The organism is Paenibacillus hunanensis (genome assembly GCF_014645615.1).
Classification (GTDB): Bacteria; Bacillota; Bacilli; order Paenibacillales; family Paenibacillaceae; genus Saccharibacillus; species Saccharibacillus hunanensis.
In genome coordinates this window covers 1-18598 of the sequence record NZ_BMMB01000009.1, presented here as the reverse complement: position 1 = coordinate 18598, position 18598 = coordinate 1, and the positions used below count along the sequence as shown (strand labels likewise).

The 18598-nt window shown below is 46.5% G+C and carries 17 protein-coding genes; 16 read left to right on the top strand and 1 reads right to left on the bottom strand.

The genetic code is table 11. The annotated features are described in order from the left end of the window. The first annotated feature begins 422 nt into the window (after positions 1 to 422). The 16 genes from IEX62_RS19070 (at position 423) to IEX62_RS18995 (ending at position 16980) form a co-directional block, all read left to right on the top strand. A complete protein-coding gene (locus IEX62_RS19070; RefSeq protein WP_188777261.1) occupies positions 423 to 1067 on the top strand; it encodes a DUF6483 family protein in 645 nt (214 codons plus the stop codon). Between the two features lie 25 nt (positions 1068 to 1092). After that, positions 1093 to 2277 (top strand): class I SAM-dependent methyltransferase, encoded by a 1185-nt coding sequence (locus IEX62_RS19065; protein ID WP_188777260.1) that lies wholly within the window; start codon positions 1093 to 1095, stop codon positions 2275 to 2277. Positions 2278 to 2787: 510 nt separating this feature from the next. Next, on the top strand, positions 2788 to 3387 hold the full coding sequence (gene uptA, locus IEX62_RS19060) for an undecaprenyl phosphate transporter UptA (RefSeq protein ID WP_229685954.1): 600 nt from the start codon (positions 2788 to 2790) through the stop codon (positions 3385 to 3387). A gap of 26 nt (positions 3388 to 3413) precedes the next feature. Further along, the gene (locus tag IEX62_RS19055; RefSeq protein WP_188777256.1) at positions 3414 to 3983 is read left to right on the top strand and encodes a thioredoxin family protein; all 570 of its coding nucleotides are present in this window, start codon (positions 3414 to 3416) and stop codon (positions 3981 to 3983) included. A gap of 5 nt (positions 3984 to 3988) precedes the next feature. Continuing rightward, positions 3989 to 4624: an MBL fold metallo-hydrolase gene (locus IEX62_RS19050; RefSeq protein ID WP_188777254.1), complete on the top strand. Its 636-nt coding sequence runs from the start codon at positions 3989 to 3991 to the stop codon at positions 4622 to 4624. A 919-nt stretch (positions 4625 to 5543) separates the two neighbouring features. Continuing rightward, positions 5544 to 5921 carry an ATPase gene (locus tag IEX62_RS19045; protein WP_188777252.1) on the top strand — a complete coding sequence of 126 codons (378 nt, stop codon included), beginning with the start codon at positions 5544 to 5546 and terminating at the stop codon, positions 5919 to 5921. 228 nt (positions 5922 to 6149) lie between these two features. Continuing rightward, entirely contained in the window at positions 6150 to 6437 is a 288-nt protein-coding gene (gene gatC, locus IEX62_RS19040; protein ID WP_188777250.1) for an Asp-tRNA(Asn)/Glu-tRNA(Gln) amidotransferase subunit GatC, read from the top strand. 45 nt (positions 6438 to 6482) lie between these two features. Then, a complete protein-coding gene (gene gatA / locus IEX62_RS19035) occupies positions 6483 to 7940 on the top strand; it encodes an Asp-tRNA(Asn)/Glu-tRNA(Gln) amidotransferase subunit GatA (protein ID WP_188777248.1) in 1458 nt (485 codons plus the stop codon). Positions 7941 to 7967: 27 nt separating this feature from the next. Next, positions 7968 to 9407 (top strand): Asp-tRNA(Asn)/Glu-tRNA(Gln) amidotransferase subunit GatB, encoded by a 1440-nt coding sequence (gatB, locus tag IEX62_RS19030; RefSeq protein ID WP_188777246.1) that lies wholly within the window; start codon positions 7968 to 7970, stop codon positions 9405 to 9407. Positions 9408 to 9594: 187 nt separating this feature from the next. Next, a complete protein-coding gene (locus IEX62_RS19025) occupies positions 9595 to 10089 on the top strand; it encodes a GNAT family N-acetyltransferase (protein WP_188777244.1) in 495 nt (164 codons plus the stop codon). Further along, positions 10089 to 10802 carry an MgtC/SapB family protein gene (locus IEX62_RS19020; protein WP_188777243.1) on the top strand — a complete coding sequence of 238 codons (714 nt, stop codon included), beginning with the start codon at positions 10089 to 10091 and terminating at the stop codon, positions 10800 to 10802. The genes IEX62_RS19025 and IEX62_RS19020 overlap by 1 nt, the downstream gene beginning before the upstream one ends. A gap of 222 nt (positions 10803 to 11024) precedes the next feature. Then, positions 11025 to 11594: a hypothetical protein gene (locus IEX62_RS19015; protein WP_188777239.1), complete on the top strand. Its 570-nt coding sequence runs from the start codon at positions 11025 to 11027 to the stop codon at positions 11592 to 11594. Next, positions 11578 to 13020, top strand: a complete 1443-nt coding sequence (locus IEX62_RS19010; protein WP_188777237.1) for a DUF4097 family beta strand repeat-containing protein — start codon at positions 11578 to 11580, stop codon at positions 13018 to 13020. Before IEX62_RS19015 ends, IEX62_RS19010 begins: the two co-directional genes overlap by 17 nt. Positions 13021 to 13237: 217 nt before the next feature. Then, the gene (locus IEX62_RS19005) at positions 13238 to 13663 is read left to right on the top strand and encodes a Fur family transcriptional regulator (RefSeq protein WP_188777236.1); all 426 of its coding nucleotides are present in this window, start codon (positions 13238 to 13240) and stop codon (positions 13661 to 13663) included. A gap of 171 nt (positions 13664 to 13834) precedes the next feature. After that, a complete protein-coding gene (locus IEX62_RS19000; protein ID WP_229685952.1) occupies positions 13835 to 15544 on the top strand; it encodes a glycosyl hydrolase family 18 protein in 1710 nt (569 codons plus the stop codon). Between the two features lie 557 nt (positions 15545 to 16101). Further along, positions 16102 to 16980, top strand: a complete 879-nt coding sequence (locus IEX62_RS18995) for a nucleotidyltransferase-like protein (RefSeq protein WP_188777235.1) — start codon at positions 16102 to 16104, stop codon at positions 16978 to 16980. Positions 16981 to 17269: 289 nt separating this feature from the next. On the opposite strand, the gene IEX62_RS18990 is transcribed toward IEX62_RS18995, so the two are convergent. Further along, positions 17270 to 17779, bottom strand: coding sequence for a hypothetical protein (locus tag IEX62_RS18990; RefSeq protein ID WP_188777234.1), 510 nt, complete (start codon positions 17777 to 17779; stop codon positions 17270 to 17272). Positions 17780 to 18598: the final 819 nt, after the last annotated feature.

Here is an 18598-nt window from a genome sequence, read left to right as displayed (position 1 = left end):
TAAATCGCATACTAATCGCATACTAATTGAGCGATCATGTTAGAAGCGTAATAGGAATAAAACGCAAAGTTATACAATTGTACGCATGTTATCTATCATCTACGCATGAATACTTTGAATTATTTTAATGCCTTTATTGCAACGATGAAGGATGTAGGCAGCATAGAACGAAGGCAAGGAAATAAGGGAAAAGGGCGATTTTGGAGGGGCGGGAATCTTCATTCTCTCCTCATCCAAAAGATTCCCGCGGCTCCACCCGAGCCCGTTCCCTTATTCCTTGCCGGAGTGGTACCCACTTCATCCATCAAAATGTACAAGAATCCAGCAATAATTTAATTTCATCAACGCTCCAATAGAACCAAGAAAAATGAAAATTTCCACCGTTTAACCTTTTCACCACTATTACCGAAGGCGGGATCTCAATGTTCAGAAAAGACTACCTCATGGGCATGATCGAGGATATGACCAGTATGATTGCCAAAGCATTTGGCTTAAAAGAGCAAAAGAAATACACGGAAGCGCTGTGGGAACTGGATGATCTGATGCGCAAAAACTTCCGACTGAACAGTGAACTGGTCAATCGTATGCCAACTAATGAGATTATTGAGATGTTCCGTGTAGGCACGACGGTTGAAGTCGATCAATTGCAAGGGCTCGCTCGGATGCTGCGCGCTGAGTCTGATATTTACGAGGCTTCGGAAAAGCCAGAGGACGCAGTCGTACGCCGAATCAAGGCGCTGCATCTGTTTTTATATAGCGCTGTGAATGGAGCGGATCGCAGTCTGCTCAACTATCCTGAGCATGTGGATGAGCTGCTGGATCAGCTGGAAGAATACGTACTTCCTGCCGCTGTCGAAAAACTGATGGTGGAATATGAGGAACAGGAAGGCTATTATGATAATGCGGCAGATGCGCTGCAACGACTGAATGAGCTGGATGCTACCGAGGGTATGGCAACCGGTGCAGCCTTTTATGAGCGGTTGCATCTGAAAACCGACGAACAACTGGAGGCTGGCGGAATCACTCGCGCAGATGTGGAGGAAGGACGAAGCCGTTTCCAGAATTGAAGCAATAGAAAGTGAGATGTACACCATGGAGTCACTCCAGAAATTAATTCATCAGCTCATCGACAGCGGCGAGCTGATTTCGGCAACATTAAGTCAGCGCCGTAAGCGCGATCCTGAAGGCTTTACGAAGGTCGTGATCAAGCCAGTCGAGCTGAAAAAGAGTTTGTATTACCAGTTTGCTTATCATTACAGCAACAAAGTCACCCATGAGAATATACCGGCAGCGGAGGTAGAACGTCCGCTGATGGAGCTGTTTGAGGAAACAATGCGTCAGGGACTACTGTGCACCGCAGATGCAGACTACCAGATTCTGATTAGCAAAAAGTACAAAGTATCGATTTTGACCAAAACCGCAACCAAAACGCAAGCCGATCTGAATCATAATCGCAAAAAGCGTTACATTCTCGACGAGGGCGAGCCTGTGCCGTTTCTAGTTGAGCTGGGCATCATGAATGAGAACGGCAAAGTGCTGGCGAAAAAGTACGACAAGTTCCGTCAGATCAATCGTTTTCTGGAAATGGTGCAGGATATTTTACCAGCTCTGCCGGAAGGACGCGAGCTCACCATTGTCGATTTTGGCTGCGGCAAATCATATCTGACGTTTGCGCTCTATCATTATTTGAACATTCAGCAACGTAGACCACTACGTATCGTCGGGCTTGATCTGAAAGCAGATGTGATCGAGCATTGCAGTCAGCTCGCCGAGCGACTTCATTATGACAAGCTTCGTTTTCTAGTAGGCGACATTGCCGACTATAACGAGCTAGATCAGGTCGATATGGTCGTGACTCTGCATGCGTGCGATACCGCAACCGATGCAGCACTGGAAAAAGCAGTTCGCTGGGGTGCTTCTGCCATTTTATCCGTGCCTTGCTGTCAGCATGAGCTATTCGCACAGGTACAAAATGACGAGCTATCCCCACTGCTGTCGCATGGCATTCTCAAAGAGCGTTTTTCTGCACTCGCTACCGACGCGATTCGTGCACGCCTGCTCGACCTGATGGGCTACCGTACACAATTGCTCGAATTTATCGACATGGAGCACACACCGAAGAATATCCTGATCCGAGCTGTCAAAGGCAGCGCTGGCGACCAGGCAACACTGTGGCAAGAATACACCGTATTCCGTAACATGCTGAGTGCGAATCCGTATTTGGAAAATGCCTGTCGCGATCTGCTGCCACAAGCCGCAGAGACTTCCAAAGCCTGAGCAGTCTATGCTAAACAGGTAATATCGTATAATTGCATTATCTCAAGGCATAACTTTATCACTGTATAACCGCATGATGAGCCGATCTGTACCATGGATTAGATGGCGCTGTTACATGAATTGTGTTTAATGTGCCTATTACAAGCTTTGAAATAAACGTTTGAAGTCAGATTTGAATCTACTTCAAGCTTTTCATTTGTAGGTGAGAGCATAAATTCAAGACAGAAATACTTTAAGTCACAGATTGTTCATCATGCCGCTCTATAATTAGGATGTGTACGCAAACTTGCATGATGCAAGCAGCACGGAGCGAAGGTAAGGAAATAAGGGGAAAGGACTCCTTTGGAGGGGCGGGAATCTTCATTCCTTCCCATTTCAAAAGATTCCCGCGGCTCCACCCGAGTCCGTCCCCTTATTCCTTGCCGGAGCGGTGCTTGTCTCATCAAAAACAGTTTGCGCTCAAATCCTAAACCCATATAAAAAGCATGCCCATACATGCAAGGAGGATTGGTGGAGATTATTTCAGATATTATTGCTCAATTGCTCAGCTGGGTCGAGCAGCTTGGTTATTTTGGTATTATGCTCGGCCTGATGATTGAGGTAATTCCAAGTGAGATCGTGCTAGCTTACGGCGGCTATCTTGTACATAATGGTACGATCAATTATTTCGGTGCCGTATTTTTCGGTACATTGGGTGGCGTGATCGCCCAGCTGTTCATCTACTGGATCGGACGTTATGGCGGTCGCCCAGTGCTGGATAAGTATGGTAAATACATTTTGATCCGCAAGCATCATATTGATCATGCGGAGGAATGGTTTAATAAATACGGTACAGGTGTTATTTTCACTGCGCGCTTTATTCCAGTCGTGCGTCATGCAATCTCGATTCCAGCGGGTATCGCGAAAATGTCCCATATGCGCTTTATTTTGCTAACGACACTCGCAGTTATCCCGTGGTCGGCACTATTTGTCTATCTCGGTATGGTGCTGGGAAGTCAGTGGCATAATATCGATGAAATCGCGGGTAAATACACCACACCAATTCTAATTGTTGCGGTTGTGCTGTTGGTTGGCTATCTTCTGGTTAAAAGAAAAATGAAGAAAAAATAATCGTAATCTGAAAGGCGGCGGACTTTATGGCAAAAAACAATCTGGCACATAAATGGGAACAGGCAATTACACCGCAACAGTTTATGGATGGCATGACCAAGAACAAGGAAACGTTCCATGACAATTACCAGCTGTTTAACTGGACAGATCTGGAGGATCATGAGTTTTTCAAAATGCTAAGTCATCGCGATGATCTGCGTTCGCTGATTATAGCAGCCGATTGGTGCGGCGATGTCGTGCGTAACATTCCAGTTGTATTCCGCGCTTTTGAGGAAGCCAGCCTTCCAACCAAGGTACTGATTATGGAAGAGCATCTGGACGTGATGGATGAATATTTGACGATGGGTGGTCGCTCGATTCCAGTCGTGATCATTACCGATACCGGTGGACATGTGCTTGGTCAGTGGGGACCACGTCCAGAGCATGTGCAAGAGCTGATGGTTGCCTTCCGCGAAGAGAACCCTGATCGTGAAGCACCGGATTACAAGGATAAAATGGCGGTTGTCCGCCAGGCGATGATGGATCGTTATGGTGAAGGCTCTGCTTCCCATGCAATGGTCATTCGCGAGCTACGTGAAGTACTGTCAGGAGTGTGAATTCATTGTTCAAAATAGAATCCTTTTCTCTCGGGCCCTTGCAGACCAATGCGTATCTGCTCGTTGCCGAGGATAGCAAACGTGCAGTCGTGATTGATCCGGGTATGAATCCCGGCTCACTCATTCGACGCATCGAGACATTGGAATTAGAGATCGAGGCGATCCTGCTGACGCATGCCCATTTTGACCATATGGGCGGCGTGCAGGAGCTGCGTCAGCATGTCGATTGTCCCGTGTACCTCCACGATCTGGAGGCAGAGTGGATGACCAATGCGAAGCTGAATGGATCAGCCAATTGGCCGCAGGTGACGCCACCTATCATAGCCGAGCCTGCTGAGCACGCGTTAGATGAAGGGCAAAAGCTGGAGCTGATCGGGCATACGTTTACGGTGTACCATACTCCAGGTCATTCGCCGGGAAGTGTAAGCTTCCTGTGCGAACAGCATCTATTTTCTGGCGACGTACTGTTCCGTATGGGTGTAGGACGAACCGATCTTACCGGAGGAAGCGAACGCCAGCTGGTCGATTCCATTCGTACGAAGCTGTACCGATTCGCAGATGATACGATCGTCTACCCGGGACACGGTGGACGAACTACCATCGGAGCGGAAAAGGCTAGCAATCCTTACGTACCGGCTTAATATGTAACGGCTCCTATTGGATAGAGACCGCTAAATTTTCAGATTATATTTAATAGCTAAAATAATAAGGAGACGGACAACGCTCAGTTTGTCCGTCTCCTTATTTAGGATGCATCATGGTCAATCGTTTACCGCTAGATCACTAACAGCTTATGCTCAATCCGCATCAATATCCTACTTTACTATTTTTACTATGCTGCCTTATTTTCAAACTATAGCTGCCTGTAGCTTCGTAAAGTGTTCACTCATTCAAAAGCTTGTCTATTTACGATTCTTGGCATGCTCTTTATCTGAAAATCACATCCATATAACCGCATTCCGTATAAAAATGTCGCGTACAGTGAAACTGTATTTTAATTTTTTTGTAGTAAATTGTCGATTTACTATTGCCATTCTAAACAGGATGACTATAATAAAACTATGCACGAGCACGCAGACCGCATGACTATCACGGTTTGCGTGCTTTTTTATTTCAAAGCTGTGTAACTCTCTATGTTTCAGGTTGCCCCATACAGTCGTATATTCATGAATATTTGTATCGATAGATAATGATATATTCACAACTGCTACAATTGATTATTTGCGCCATCACTTTTACTACTTTGCTAATGATTTTTGATGCAATCAGCACAGAGCGGAGGGAAGGAAATAAGGGGAAAGGGCGACCTTTGAGCGCGGGAATCTACATTGACTCTTCCTGCGTAGATTCCTGTGCGATACCGGAGCCCGTCCCCTTATTCCTTCCCGAAGTGGTGTCTGCTCATTATCGTGACACCAATCCACCCTTTCAAACTTACAACATCATAGCTTATTTTCACGCAAGCCTATGTAGCCACAACTTTCAGGATAAAAGTGGACACTACTTACTTTTTGTAGTAGGATGTACAAATAAGTAGATACAGCTAGGGGGAGATAAACGATGCTACACCTCGGTGAAAAAGTCGTAGTTGTCGCTGATACCTTTGAGCAAAATCTGCCTGTAGGCGATTACGGATATATTATCGCATATGACCGCAATCCTGATAATGCCTTCGATTATGTCATTCGTATTCCTAAAGCAAACCGTAACTTCTTTGTGCCGGCTACGGACATTGAGCCAGAAGAGAAGCTGCTGCAACAGGAAGCTGAACGAGTCGGACGCGAGGCGCTCATCGATTATGCTCTGGCGACACATAATGAAAAGTTGTTTTTTCATATTATGAATGGCGGAGAACTTCCAATTCCTGAAGAACCGTTAACTGATAAAAGTGCACAGGCTGATTTCGTCAAACAAATCAATCTGCGCGCTTGGATTTAAAAGAGTCGGCCCTGCCGACTCTTTTTTTGTTGATACTGTCGCTTTAACGGATTGAATTGTAAGGGTATGTACCCTATAATGGAAAAAGTTATTTCTTGCCGGAATCTGCGTGATTTTGCATATCATCAAGGATGGTTTGCTTTTCATGTAGTGCATCTAGTGATCATCGCGTAGATACAATATCCGATCCGGCAGATGAACGGTACAGCATTGAAGGAGGGTTATACGATGAGCATTAATATTAGCGATGTGGAGCACGTAGCCAAGCTGGCGCGTCTGGACTTGAGCGAAGAAGAAAAGGAAATGTTTACGGCGCAACTGAGCGCAATTTTAAAATACGCGGAAAAGCTGAATGAGCTGGACACAGATAACGTGGAGCCAACAACGCATGTACTGCACGTCAGCAATGTTATGCGTGAGGATGAAGTGAAAGAAAGCCTGCCTATCGAGAAAGTGATGCGCAATGCACCGGACGATGAGGATGGACAATTCAAGGTGCCTGCGGTACTGGAATAGTTTTACGCGAAATGAACGGATACAGAATTGAAGGAGGACACGCAAGTGACTTTATTTGATCTCAGTCTGAACGAAATACATAACCGGCTGCATGCTGGTGATTTGTCGGTAACCGATCTGGTTAACCAGGCGTTTCAGACGATTAACGAACGTGATGAACAGATTCAAGCCTATCTGACACTGGATGAAGAAGGTGCGCTTCGTCAGGCTAAAGCGATGGATGAACGTCTATCCAGCGGTGGCGAGCGCGGCCTGCTATTCGGTCTGCCTGTAGGTGTGAAGGATAATATGGTAACTGAAGGGCTGCGTACAACCTGTGCGAGCCAATTTTTGCGTAATTATGACCCGATCTATGATGCGACTGCGGTAGAGAAGCTGCGTACAGCCGATTCCGTGATTGTCGGTAAGCTGAACATGGACGAGTTCGCAATGGGCGGCTCGAACGAGAACTCTAGCTTCAAGCCTGTTCGTAACCCTTGGAATCTGGACTATGTACCAGGCGGCTCCAGTGGTGGCTCGGCAGCAGCTGTAGCTGCGGGTGAAGCTTATTTCACACTGGGCTCTGATACAGGCGGCTCGATTCGTCAGCCTGCATCGTACTGTGGAGTTGTTGGACTGAAGCCGACCTATGGTCTGGTTTCTCGTTATGGTCTGGTAGCCTTTGCTTCGTCCTTGGATCAGATCGGCCCAATTACGAAAAACGTGGAAGATTCCGCATACGTGATGCAGGCAATTGCTGGCTACGATGCGAAGGACTCTACCTCTGCTAAGGTCGATATTCCAGATTATATTAGCTCCCTGACAGGCGATGTGAAAGGTCTGAAAATTGCCGTTCCATCCGAGTACATCGGCGAAGGCGTAGACCCGGCGATCAAAGACGCGATCATGAGCTCACTCCAAGTGCTGGAAGGGCTTGGCGCAGAGTGGGAGGAAGTATCGCTACCTTATACTGAATATGCTGTAGCTACGTATTATATTCTTGCTTCTTCTGAAGCTTCATCCAACCTGGCACGCTTTGATGGCGTACGCTATGGTGTACGTGCGGACAAGCCAGCGAACCTGCTGGAGCTGTATCATCGTTCCCGTAGTGAAGGCTTTGGGCCAGAGGTGAAACGCCGTATTATGCTCGGAACGTATGCACTCAGCTCAGGCTATTATGATGCCTATTATTTGAAGGCACAGAAGGTGCGTACACTGATCAAGCAAGACTTTGATAATGTATTTGCCAAATATGACGTTATTATCGGGCCTGCTGCACCGACTACAGCATTCAAGCTCGGTTCGCAGGTGGATGATCCACTTACGATGTATCTGAACGATATTTTGACCATTCCAGTCAGTCTGGCTGGCGTACCCGCAATTAGCGTGCCTTGCGGATTCGTAGAGGGAATGCCAGTCGGTATGCAAATTATCGGTAAAGCCTTTGATGAACAGACGGTTTTGCGTGTGGCGCATGCGTTTGAGCAACATACCGATTTCCACAAACAGCGTCCACAGCTGTAAAATCATCTGAAGAAGGAGGAATTACCGATGTCTACATCGACCTATGAAACGGTCATCGGGCTCGAGGTCCACGTCGAGCTTCATACCAAATCGAAAATCTTTTGCGGCTGCTCCACTTCCTTTGGTGCGCCGCCGAATACACATACCTGTCCGGTCTGCCTCGGTCATCCAGGCGTATTGCCTGTACTCAACCGTCAGGCTGTTGAATATGCGATGAAGGCAGCAATGGCACTCAATTGCCGCGTTGCTGACGTAAGTAAATTCGACCGTAAAAACTACTTTTATCCTGACTCCCCTAAAGCGTATCAGATTTCTCAATTTGATCAGCCGATCGGTGAGCATGGCTGGATCGATATTGAAGTAGATGGCAAAACAAAGCGCATCGGCGTGACACGTCTTCATCTGGAGGAGGATGCAGGTAAGCTGACGCACTCTGACGGTGGTTATGACTCACTCGTTGACTTTAACCGTGTCGGTACGCCGCTGATTGAGATCGTATCCGAGCCAGACATTTCCTCTCCAGAGGAAGCACGTGCTTATCTCGAGAAGCTGCGTGCGATTATGCAATATTGCGATGTCTCCGATGTGAAAATGGAAGAGGGCTCGCTGCGCTGTGACGCCAACATCAGTTTGCGTCCAGTCGGTCAGGAGAAGCTAGGCACACGTGCCGAGCTGAAAAACATGAACTCGTTCCGTGGCGTACAGCGTGGTTTGGAATACGAAGAGCTGCGTCAGGCGCAAATTTTGGACGATGGCGAGCTGGTTGTACAGGAAACGCGTCGCTGGGATGAAGCGCAGGGCAAAACGATTTCGATGCGTGGCAAGGAAGAATCGCATGATTATCGTTATTTCCCAGACCCGGATCTGGTGACACTGCATATCGATCAGGCGTGGAAAGATCGTGTACTGGCTTCGATCCCAGAATTGCCGGATGCCCGTCAGGCACGCTACACGTCTGAGTACGGTTTGCCTGTGTATGATGCAAGTGTGATCACATCCTCCAAACCACTGGCGGATCTGTTTGAAGAAAGCCTTGCATCGACCAAGGATGCCAAATCGGTAGCGAACTGGATTCAAGGCGAGCTGCTCGGCTATTTAAACGCCAACAATCTGGAGCTGTCTGCTGTACCACTGAATGGACAAAAGCTCGGTGAAATGATTGGCTTAATCGAAAAAGGCACCATTAGCAATAAAATCGCCAAAACCGTCTTCAAGGAAATGCTGCAATCCGGCAAAACTCCACAGGAGATCGTTGAAGAGAAAGGCTTGACCCAGATCAGCGATACCGGCGCGATCAAAGCGATTGTTGAAGAAGTGATCGCTGCCAATCCGCAATCGGTAGCCGATTATCAAGCAGGTAAGGACAAGGCGATCGGCTTCCTCGTTGGCCAGGTAATGAAGCAGAGCAAGGGCAAAGCTAACCCGGGTATGGTGAATGAGCTGCTGGCAGAGCTGCTGCCACGCTAATTCTGTTCGGGCTTGCTAGTGACATCGACCAGCTGGTGCGATCATCAGTAATCATATCATTATCGGAAAAGCAGACCCATCGTCTGTCGAACCGACACAAGGACCTCAATTCCACACTGTGGCGATCGAGGTCCTTCTTTACAACTAACGTTTGATACTAATGGGGGAACAAGGGGAGGAGCTATCTATGATACGCCAATGTTCGTTACAGGACGATGATACGGTTCGTCAAATATGGAGCTTGCAGCATATCGCTTATCGTATTGAAGCGGAGCTGATCGGAGCGAAGGAGTTGCCACCGCTGATGGATACGCTGGAAAGCTTGCGCCGCTGTGGAGAAACCTTTTATGCTGAATTTGACGAGGAGGATGAGATTCATGGTGTCGTGGCAGTTGAGTGCGAGCAGCCGGGCACATTAACCATCTCACGCATGATGGTGCATCCAGCGTATGCGCGTCAGGGGATCGGTAGCCATTTGCTAGAGCACGTATTCAGTCGCTATCCCGATGTACCGCTCTATATCGTATCGACAGGTACACGTAATGAACCAGCGGTAAAGCTGTATCGTAAGCAAGGCTTCGAGCCTGTAGAAGCCTTTGAGGTTTCACCGGGCGTCGAGCTGACTACATTTCATCGTCATAATCCAGACAAAGAGCGTTCCTCCACAGCGGAGGTGCATTGATGCCGGTTCATGATCCGTGGTATATCGATAATATTCACATCTTATTGCGACTGCTGGCGGCGATGCTGCTTGGCGGTCTGATCGGCTGGGAGCGTGAACGTTCCAGTCATGCGGCAGGCTTGCGGACACATATTCTGGTCTGTGTTGGCTCTGCGCTGATTATGATGCTGTCCGTATATGGGTTTTCCGAATTTGTAGCGGAGACGAATGTGCGTATTGATCCAGCGCGTCTGGCTACAGCTGTTATTTCGGGGATCGGTTTCCTTGGTGCGGGTACGATTCTATTTACAGGCAAAGCGATTACCGGCTTGACGACAGCTGCTTCATTATGGGTTGTTGCTGCGATCGGCTTGGCGATTGGAGCAGGCTTCTTTTTCGCTGCCTTCGTCGCGACATTTTTAGTGCTGGTGAATTTGTGGGTACTTAACATTGTAGAACTCCGTTATATTCGCCGTAGTAAGGCGCATGCGATTACCGTCGAAGGAATATCTGGCGTACTGACGCTGGAGCGAGTGTCCAAATTCATGTACGCTGAAAATATTACCATTAAGAAGATTACCTTTATCAAAGAACGCAGTGGTCATACGATCTCCTCCGAGACCTTGCTCACTGAGCTGCGTATGAATGTAGAGATTCACCATGAGTATCGACCGATGGACATTATTAGCCGAATGCAGAAGATCGATGGTGTCACCGCCGTTTCGATTGAGTAGTCGGGCTAGCGCTTAACGTCTAGACAGACCAACACCTTATATACATCCATCGTACCCGATCGGTTAGCAGTTTACAGCATGTATATAGCGGATGAAATAGATAACGATTCCCGTAATGATTCGCGATTGCCGAATCAAAAGGAGCACTTCGGTGTAAATAGTACACAGACTTATGTTCAATCTATTGCTGTTTTGGTTTTGAAATGGAAGGAGGACCCGGCCATGACCACATCACCCTCAAAGCTCCCGCTGAAACGTAAATTTTTCGCACTACTCATCGCTGCATTGTTTCCGGGGCTGGGTCATATTTATTTGGGACTGGTACAAAAGGGCATTCAGTTCATCGTGCTATTGCTGCTCGATGTGTCGGCGTTGCTATATTTTACGTCAAAAGGTATTCAGATCAACCTGCCGCTGCTGATCATCCTTGCCCTAATTGTACCGATTATTTATTTTTACAATATCTATGATGTACTGCAATCGACAGATTGGATCAATAATCATATTCGGGCGCTGGTGCCATTTAAGAAGTCGAGCCCAGCCTTTGCCAAGCTACGTGGTATTTATTTTGGGATTTTGCTCATCGTAGAAGGCGCATTGATCTGTCTATTCTGGCTCAGACCGTATTGGCTACGGAATATTGTCAGCTTCTGGGCAGGCTATGCCACTGCTGGCGTGTGCCTGTTAATTGGGTTTGCATTACTCGTATTCCAGCTGATTCGTATTTATCGTGCATTGCATCGACCTGCTCAGGGAGAGACAGGAGGTGCGATACATGCCCGCAAAAATTAAAGTTGGTCGCCTGACCGCAGCGCTGCTGTGGATCGTACTGGGCGTTCTCGTTATCATCGATCAACGTACCGATGGCGGCCAATTACTGCTACTACTCACGTGGTGGCCGCTTATTTTAGTCGCGTGGGGAATCGAGTATATTGTGTTCTATCTATTCGCCAAGCGCCGTCTGCTGCGTATGCGATTTGATATTAAAGGGATTTTGCTGGCTGTCATTGCCGCAGCAGCCGTATTTCTTGTAACGGAGCAGAATCAATATCTCTATCTATGGAGTCGAGTTAGCCTTGATCTGACCGCTGCTTCGGCTGAATTTAGTGAAGCCTCCGGTACACGTACGGAGCTTGCGCGTGTCAATGTGCCAGTAACCGAAGATACAGATGAGATTACGATTGAAGGCATTAACGGTGACTTGATTGTACGGACAGGCAATGTGGAGCAGATTCAGGTTCGTCCTGTTGTATGGGTGGATGAGATCAAGGCGGAGGATGCACGTGCCATTGCCGAAGCGACTACCATCAAGGCAAGCGAAGGACAAGAGATTAACATTCATGCAGAAACGAAAACATATGGCGAATCCAAAAATCGTCAGCCGCGTGTCAATATGGAGATCGTTTTACCCGCATCACGTCACTTCGATATTAATATGCAGACAACGAATGGCAAGATTAGCATGAGCAATGTGGAAGCTCTTCGCAATATTTCCGTGCGTACCGGTAGTGGTAGCATTGTATTAAATAAAGTGATGGGCGACGTGAAGGCGCAGGCAACCACAGGTAATGTAGTGATTAACTCTGTACTGGGTAATCTGAGTGCGGATACGAGTCAGGGGAACTTCCGCGTCCATGATGTGAGTGGCTCAGCGCGCCTGTATACACAGGTAGGGGATATTTCGTTGACGAGCAGCCTGGGCGATATTGAGGTGAATACGCGCAACGGTAATATTTTCGTCAATGAAGCTAATTTTGGTGTGAAGGCAGAGACGCTTAATGGCAATATTGAGATTCGCTCGGTTAGTATTGGCGACGATTGGTCTGTGTATAGCGCTGTCGGTGTAATTAATCTGTATCTGCCACCATCGGGTGATTATACCGTGGACGGCTCGAACAGCTACGGTACGATCAAAACCGATCTACCGCTTGAAACGAAGAACAAAACACTTTCCGGCACATTTGGCAATGATGATCATACCGTTCGAGTCGATGGAAATGGGGATTTGAATGTGCTTCGTAATACGGATGCGCTGATCCAGAACAATGATGCAGAGCAGATCGTACCTGAAGGTGTGGATACTACAGGCAATGGAGAATCGAATAATACAGATGCTCCCGCGACGAATGGCAATGAGGGTGGAACGACGAACAACCAGCCTGACTCCAACTCGCAGAACTCAGATGCTGCGGAAGGAGCCTCCACCTCTGCTTCGTGAAGTATGTACAGCGTTGACAAGCCCAATTTATAGCACGTACAATGGAAACCGTGCAGAATGGGCTGGAGTAACAAGGGCTTCTGTAGTGCATACAATACATTACAATTGAGCATCGTTAAGATATATAGAGTGCTCGTTCCAAGCGTGCAGGCTAATCTTAAAGCTGAGTAGGATTAGACTCCCGAACAGAGACGAAGCTAGACAGGATGGTGAACCCATGACAGCACGAGTAGAGCATGCATTGGAACAATTGAAAACGAGTGGAGTTCGCATTACGCCTCAGCGTCATGCCATTCTGACTTATCTCATGGATTCGATGGAGCATCCGACCGCAGATGAGATTTATCGTTCGTTAGCGCCACAATTTCCGAGCATGAGTGTAGCAACCGTTTATAATAATTTGAAAATGCTCACCGAAGCAGGCATGGTACGCGAATTAACCTATGGAGATAGCTCCAGTCGTTTCGATGCCAATGTGAGCGAGCATTATCATATCATTTGCCAGCAATGCGGCAAGATTGAAGATTTTCATTATCCTGCGCTGACTCATATTGAGGATCAGGCGGCAAGACATACAGGCTATCAGATTGCCGGACACCGCATGGAGCTATATGGCATTTGTAAGCAATGTCAGCATCAATAGAAATAGAATGAGAACAGAACCAATGCCAGCAGCACGGACAATATGATGTCGTGCTGCTTTTTTTATCAAGCCGTTGATCGAGAATATGATGATCAAGATACGTAATGTGGATAAGCAGTACCGTATAAGTAACACCCCAACATACTAACATAAGCATAGTAGGAGGTTACCTTGACCAGACAAAGACGTTCGCGTGCACGCAAAAGTCGTATGATCAAATGGTGGATCACAATATGGATGTTGATCCTTGCAGCCGGACTTGCCGCTTTTCTGATTTTACCGAATCCCTTGCATGAACAGCCCGACTGGAAAGGTTTAAAGAAGCCTATATTTGTAGAGGGAGTTTTAATGGATGAGCCTGCTCATGGAACAGGTGAATCGCTTCAATTGCCATTGTCCGTTGTACAGGAGCAGATCAATGCCAATATTCATTATGAAGAAGCTACACGCTCGGTTATTTTAACAACGGGCAACAATATTATGCAGCTACAGGAAGGCAGTAAGACGGCGAATCTGAATATGAAGTCTGTGCAGCTTCGTGTTGCACCAGAGCAGATAGGCGATATCGTCTATATTCCAGTAGCACCGCTCAAGCATATTTATCATATTGATTTTTATGAGGATCCACAGACTGGCGCAGTGATTTTAATGCGTGCAGGCGACCGGATTCAATATGCGCATACAACAGCAGAGAATGATCAGGCAGTACCGATACGTGCAGCAGCCAGTATCCACTCCCGAATCTATGCGGATGTGACTGCCAATCAACGATTGCGTATCTGGGAGACAGGCGAGCAATGGGTATTAGCTCAGCTAGATAATGGCGTTGCTGGCTATATCCAGCGTCAGCACATTTCCCTTAATGATCTCGTCACCGTTCCAGTACCGAATAGTCCGGATAACCGAAAGGAAACCGATTGGCGCGGAAAAAAGGTGAATTTAGCATGGGAAGCTGTTTATGACAGTCGTATCAATCCGCATTCGATTGGCGAATTGCCTGGCGTCAATGTACTGAGTCCAACCTGGTTTGAGATTATCGATAGTAAGGGCAATGTGCGCAGTAATGCAGATATGGAATATGTGAATTGGGCGCATAATCGAAACAAAGAAGTCTGGGCGCTACTCAGTAATGGCTTTGATGCGGATCGTACAACCGTTGCGCTGGGTACGTATGAGAATCGAAGCCGCATTATCACTCAGATGCTAGAGTATGCGAGTATGTATCAGCTCGACGGAATTAACATCGACTTTGAAAGTGTACACACCTCTGATGGTCCGAATGTGGTGCAATTTATCCGTGAGCTGAAGCCACTTGCCACGCAGCGCGATCTGGTGCTGTCGATGGATGTTACGCCCAAGTCCAATAGCGAGCTGTGGTCGAAGTTTCTCGATCGTCGTGCGCTAGCCCCTTCGCTAGATTATATGATGCTGATGGCGTATGACGAGCACTGGGCATCCAGTCCGCAAGCCGGTTCGGTCGCTTCGCTACCATGGGTAGAAAATGCTGTCCAGCGTGTACTACAGGAGGACGAGGTGCCAGCAGATAAATTAATTCTGGGCGTCCCTCTCTATACACGCGTATGGACAGAGCAACAGACCAATGGTAAAACCAAAGTTTCTTCACGCGCACTCGGCATGCAGCGCGTAGCTAACCTGATCAAGGAAAAAGGAATCCAGCCCGTTTATGATCAGACAACCGGACAAAACTACGTAGAGTACAAGGAAAACGGCGCGATCCATAAAATATGGTTAGAGGATGAGGTGTCTCTACAAGCACGAGTCCAACTAGCGAGCAAGCTAGGCCTTGCCGGTATCGCTTCCTGGACAAGAGGTCTAGGCGATGATCGAGCATGGAACGTACTCGACAATATTAAAAAGTGAGTAGGAAGCAGTTAGCATCACCAAAAGCTCAAAAGCTCAAAAGCTCAAAAGCTCAAAAGCTCAAAAGCTCAAAAGCTCGAAAGCTCAAAAGTTCAAGAACTCAAGAACTCAAGAACTCAAAACTTGCTACCCCCAGCGATGTTTATTTATGTTAGTGAGCATTCTCGCCAATCAGCCCATGCAACCAGCTCACATTCACTCAAGTCATCGATCCTAGATGCATTTCAGAACAGATGTATATTCAATAACAAACCTCAATAACAAACCATCCACATCAACACCACGCCCTCCCCATCCATAACACGGCAGCTTTCTTCCATGAAAAAGGGAGACTGCCGTGTTTTTACATGTTTAAGCACGGACTCAGCCCCTATTCATGCGATAGCTTTATAGCTCATTCCCTAAATTTATTTTATGACTATGAAAATTCATAATCTGTTCGGCAGGAGAAAAAGAAGGGTTTGTAGAAATATGGACTGGTAAGAAGGCATACTGCCCGGAAAGTTCAACGACTAGAATTGCCATCCATATTTCGTTAAACGGATGAGGGGGATAACGTGGAATTAACCAACCTTTCTTTTCTTCATGAAAAGCGAAATAATCATCGGATCATCGGAGCCGTCGCTTCCCGCAAAACGAGCGGAAACTTTGACGGTTCATTGCTTCATGATTTCGATGTGTTGATTATTGTTGTATATCGTCAGCATGAGGACGAGGCAATCATAGAGCATCGCATGGATGCGAGTAATAAAAACATACAGGTGATCTATATCGATCGTCAGGTGCTGGAAAACGATACAATCACCGGTAGGAATCATATGATTGTCGAACAGTTTTTAAAAGGCGAGCTCATCTGGGATACCGACCGCGAGCTAGAGCGTTTACGCAAGCAGTTTGCACATTTTGAACGACCATTGAGCGAGCGTCGCATTCTGCTAGAGTTTGCTAGATTTTTGGAGCTATATGTAGAAGCGAGACGCCATATGCAGCAGCAACAGGTGATGGATGCGTACAACTGCATTTTTCAGGCCCTTCCGCACTGGGCACGAATTGATCTATGCGAAAAGGGCATTTATCCAGAAATGGCAGTATGGGAGCAAGTGAGAGAACATAAGCTGGATGTACACAAGCTGTATGAGCAGCTAGCCTTTAGCAACGAAACGATGGAGCAAAGGGTAGAGCTAGTCTTGCTAGCCTGCGAATTTTCTGTCATGTCCAAAATGAGCGAATGCTCAGCATCATTGTTCCGTGTTCTCCGTAGCCGCCAACAGCCATGGAGCATCCGCGAGCTACTCGATCATCCAGAGCTATGTCATGTAGGCAGCCGACTATCCATGATCGTCCGCAAGCTTGTCTATCGCTCACTGATCAAAGAAACAACCATCTGGAATCCAAAAGCAGGCGGGGAGCGAGAGATTCACTATTCGCTACACTAAGCTTAATAGCCAAACCATTCGTCTAAGCACTCAACCATTTAAGCCCAATATCTAAACAAAAGCTCAACTCAAAAAGAGTGCCCGGTATTTACACTACCGAGCACTCTCTTTGTATATCTACAATGATTTTTATATCTATAATAACCGTCAAATAACAACTCACCGATATCAAACAAAAAGACTACCTGCATTCCTCCAACTAGCTTACATATAACAGGCTCACATACTCCAGAGGAGCATCCACCCCATATCAAACCATCCATTTCCACAGCTAACCTATCTAATCTCGTTAAAATATAGCAAACACAACCCCAGCCTGCTCAGTCGCCGCTTTCTCAAATAACACGAACACTTCATTCAAATGCGGCAATAGATAACCATCTACCACATCCTCATAGGTTTCATCCTCCTGAATCGAAAACATCAATGGCATAATCTGTGCCATATCCTCCAGGCTATCCGCTGATCCCGGATTATCCAGATGCTCGCCAACATGCATAGAGCTATGCTTCCATTTTTCAAAATGTATACGTTCCTGAAGAGACTCCGGCTGCTGAAGCTCATGCAGCTTCTCCGCAATATAAGCCACCTGCTCAGCAGGCAAATAGAATGTACCAAATTCCGTCAAGCTACTCTCCACATGATAAGCATTCGTTACAGGGACTACAGGTAGATCAGGAAACATAGCGGCAATCAGACTCCATGCCTTATCAATATCCAAATCCGGCTGTCCCGCGGCACCATCTAAAATCTGCTGCAAATTCCCCCGCTCTACAAAATAAGCTCCTGTCATACCCATATCCATCATCGCCTCCTATAGTTACATGCCGTTCTTACATGAGTTCTGTACCATTTATATCTGCCCTATCTTTAATAAAGGTCTGCTATTACCATTCAGATAAACGCATCCTTACCCCATATATCACCACATTGCTATACCAAGAAGAGTCATATCTAAGATAAACAACAAACACAATCAACTAATACTAGATAACTAGAGTAAGAACAGGAAGGATGAAAGTAAACCAAAGACGACAGTTGCCGAGCTACAATTTACGAAACAAAGTAAAAAAACGTAATCAAGAAACAATGATTTTCAGAACTTTTCAGAAAAATGAGCGTCCTCAACGAAGAGAAAGAAGCATCAAAACAGATGATAAATAAATAGTTGACTTCTATAATTAATTTATGATAAATTATAAAACGTTCCGCTTGAACATCACATTGATGAAAACGAGCAGAATGGCTGAGCTTCAAGGCTTTGTCGACATTATAAACGAATAGCTCATTAAGAGCTTGAAAAAAAGTGTTGACACTCTGAAGTTCACATGATATATTATAAAAGTTGTCACGAACGAGTGACAATGAAAGAAAAGATATCATGAGCTTCCTTCGTGAAGCGCTTTGAAGCGAAAAACACTTCAAAAAAAGTGCTTGACGAATGAAACACAACATGATATGATATAAAAGTTGCTGTGAGAGACACTGAGCGGCAACGAAAGAGTTTGATCTTTGAAAACTGAACAACGAGTGAGTGAAGAACTTCGGTTCTTCGAACTATAGAGAACAGCAATGTTCTCGCCAGCAACAAAATGAGCAAGTCAAACACTTTATTGGA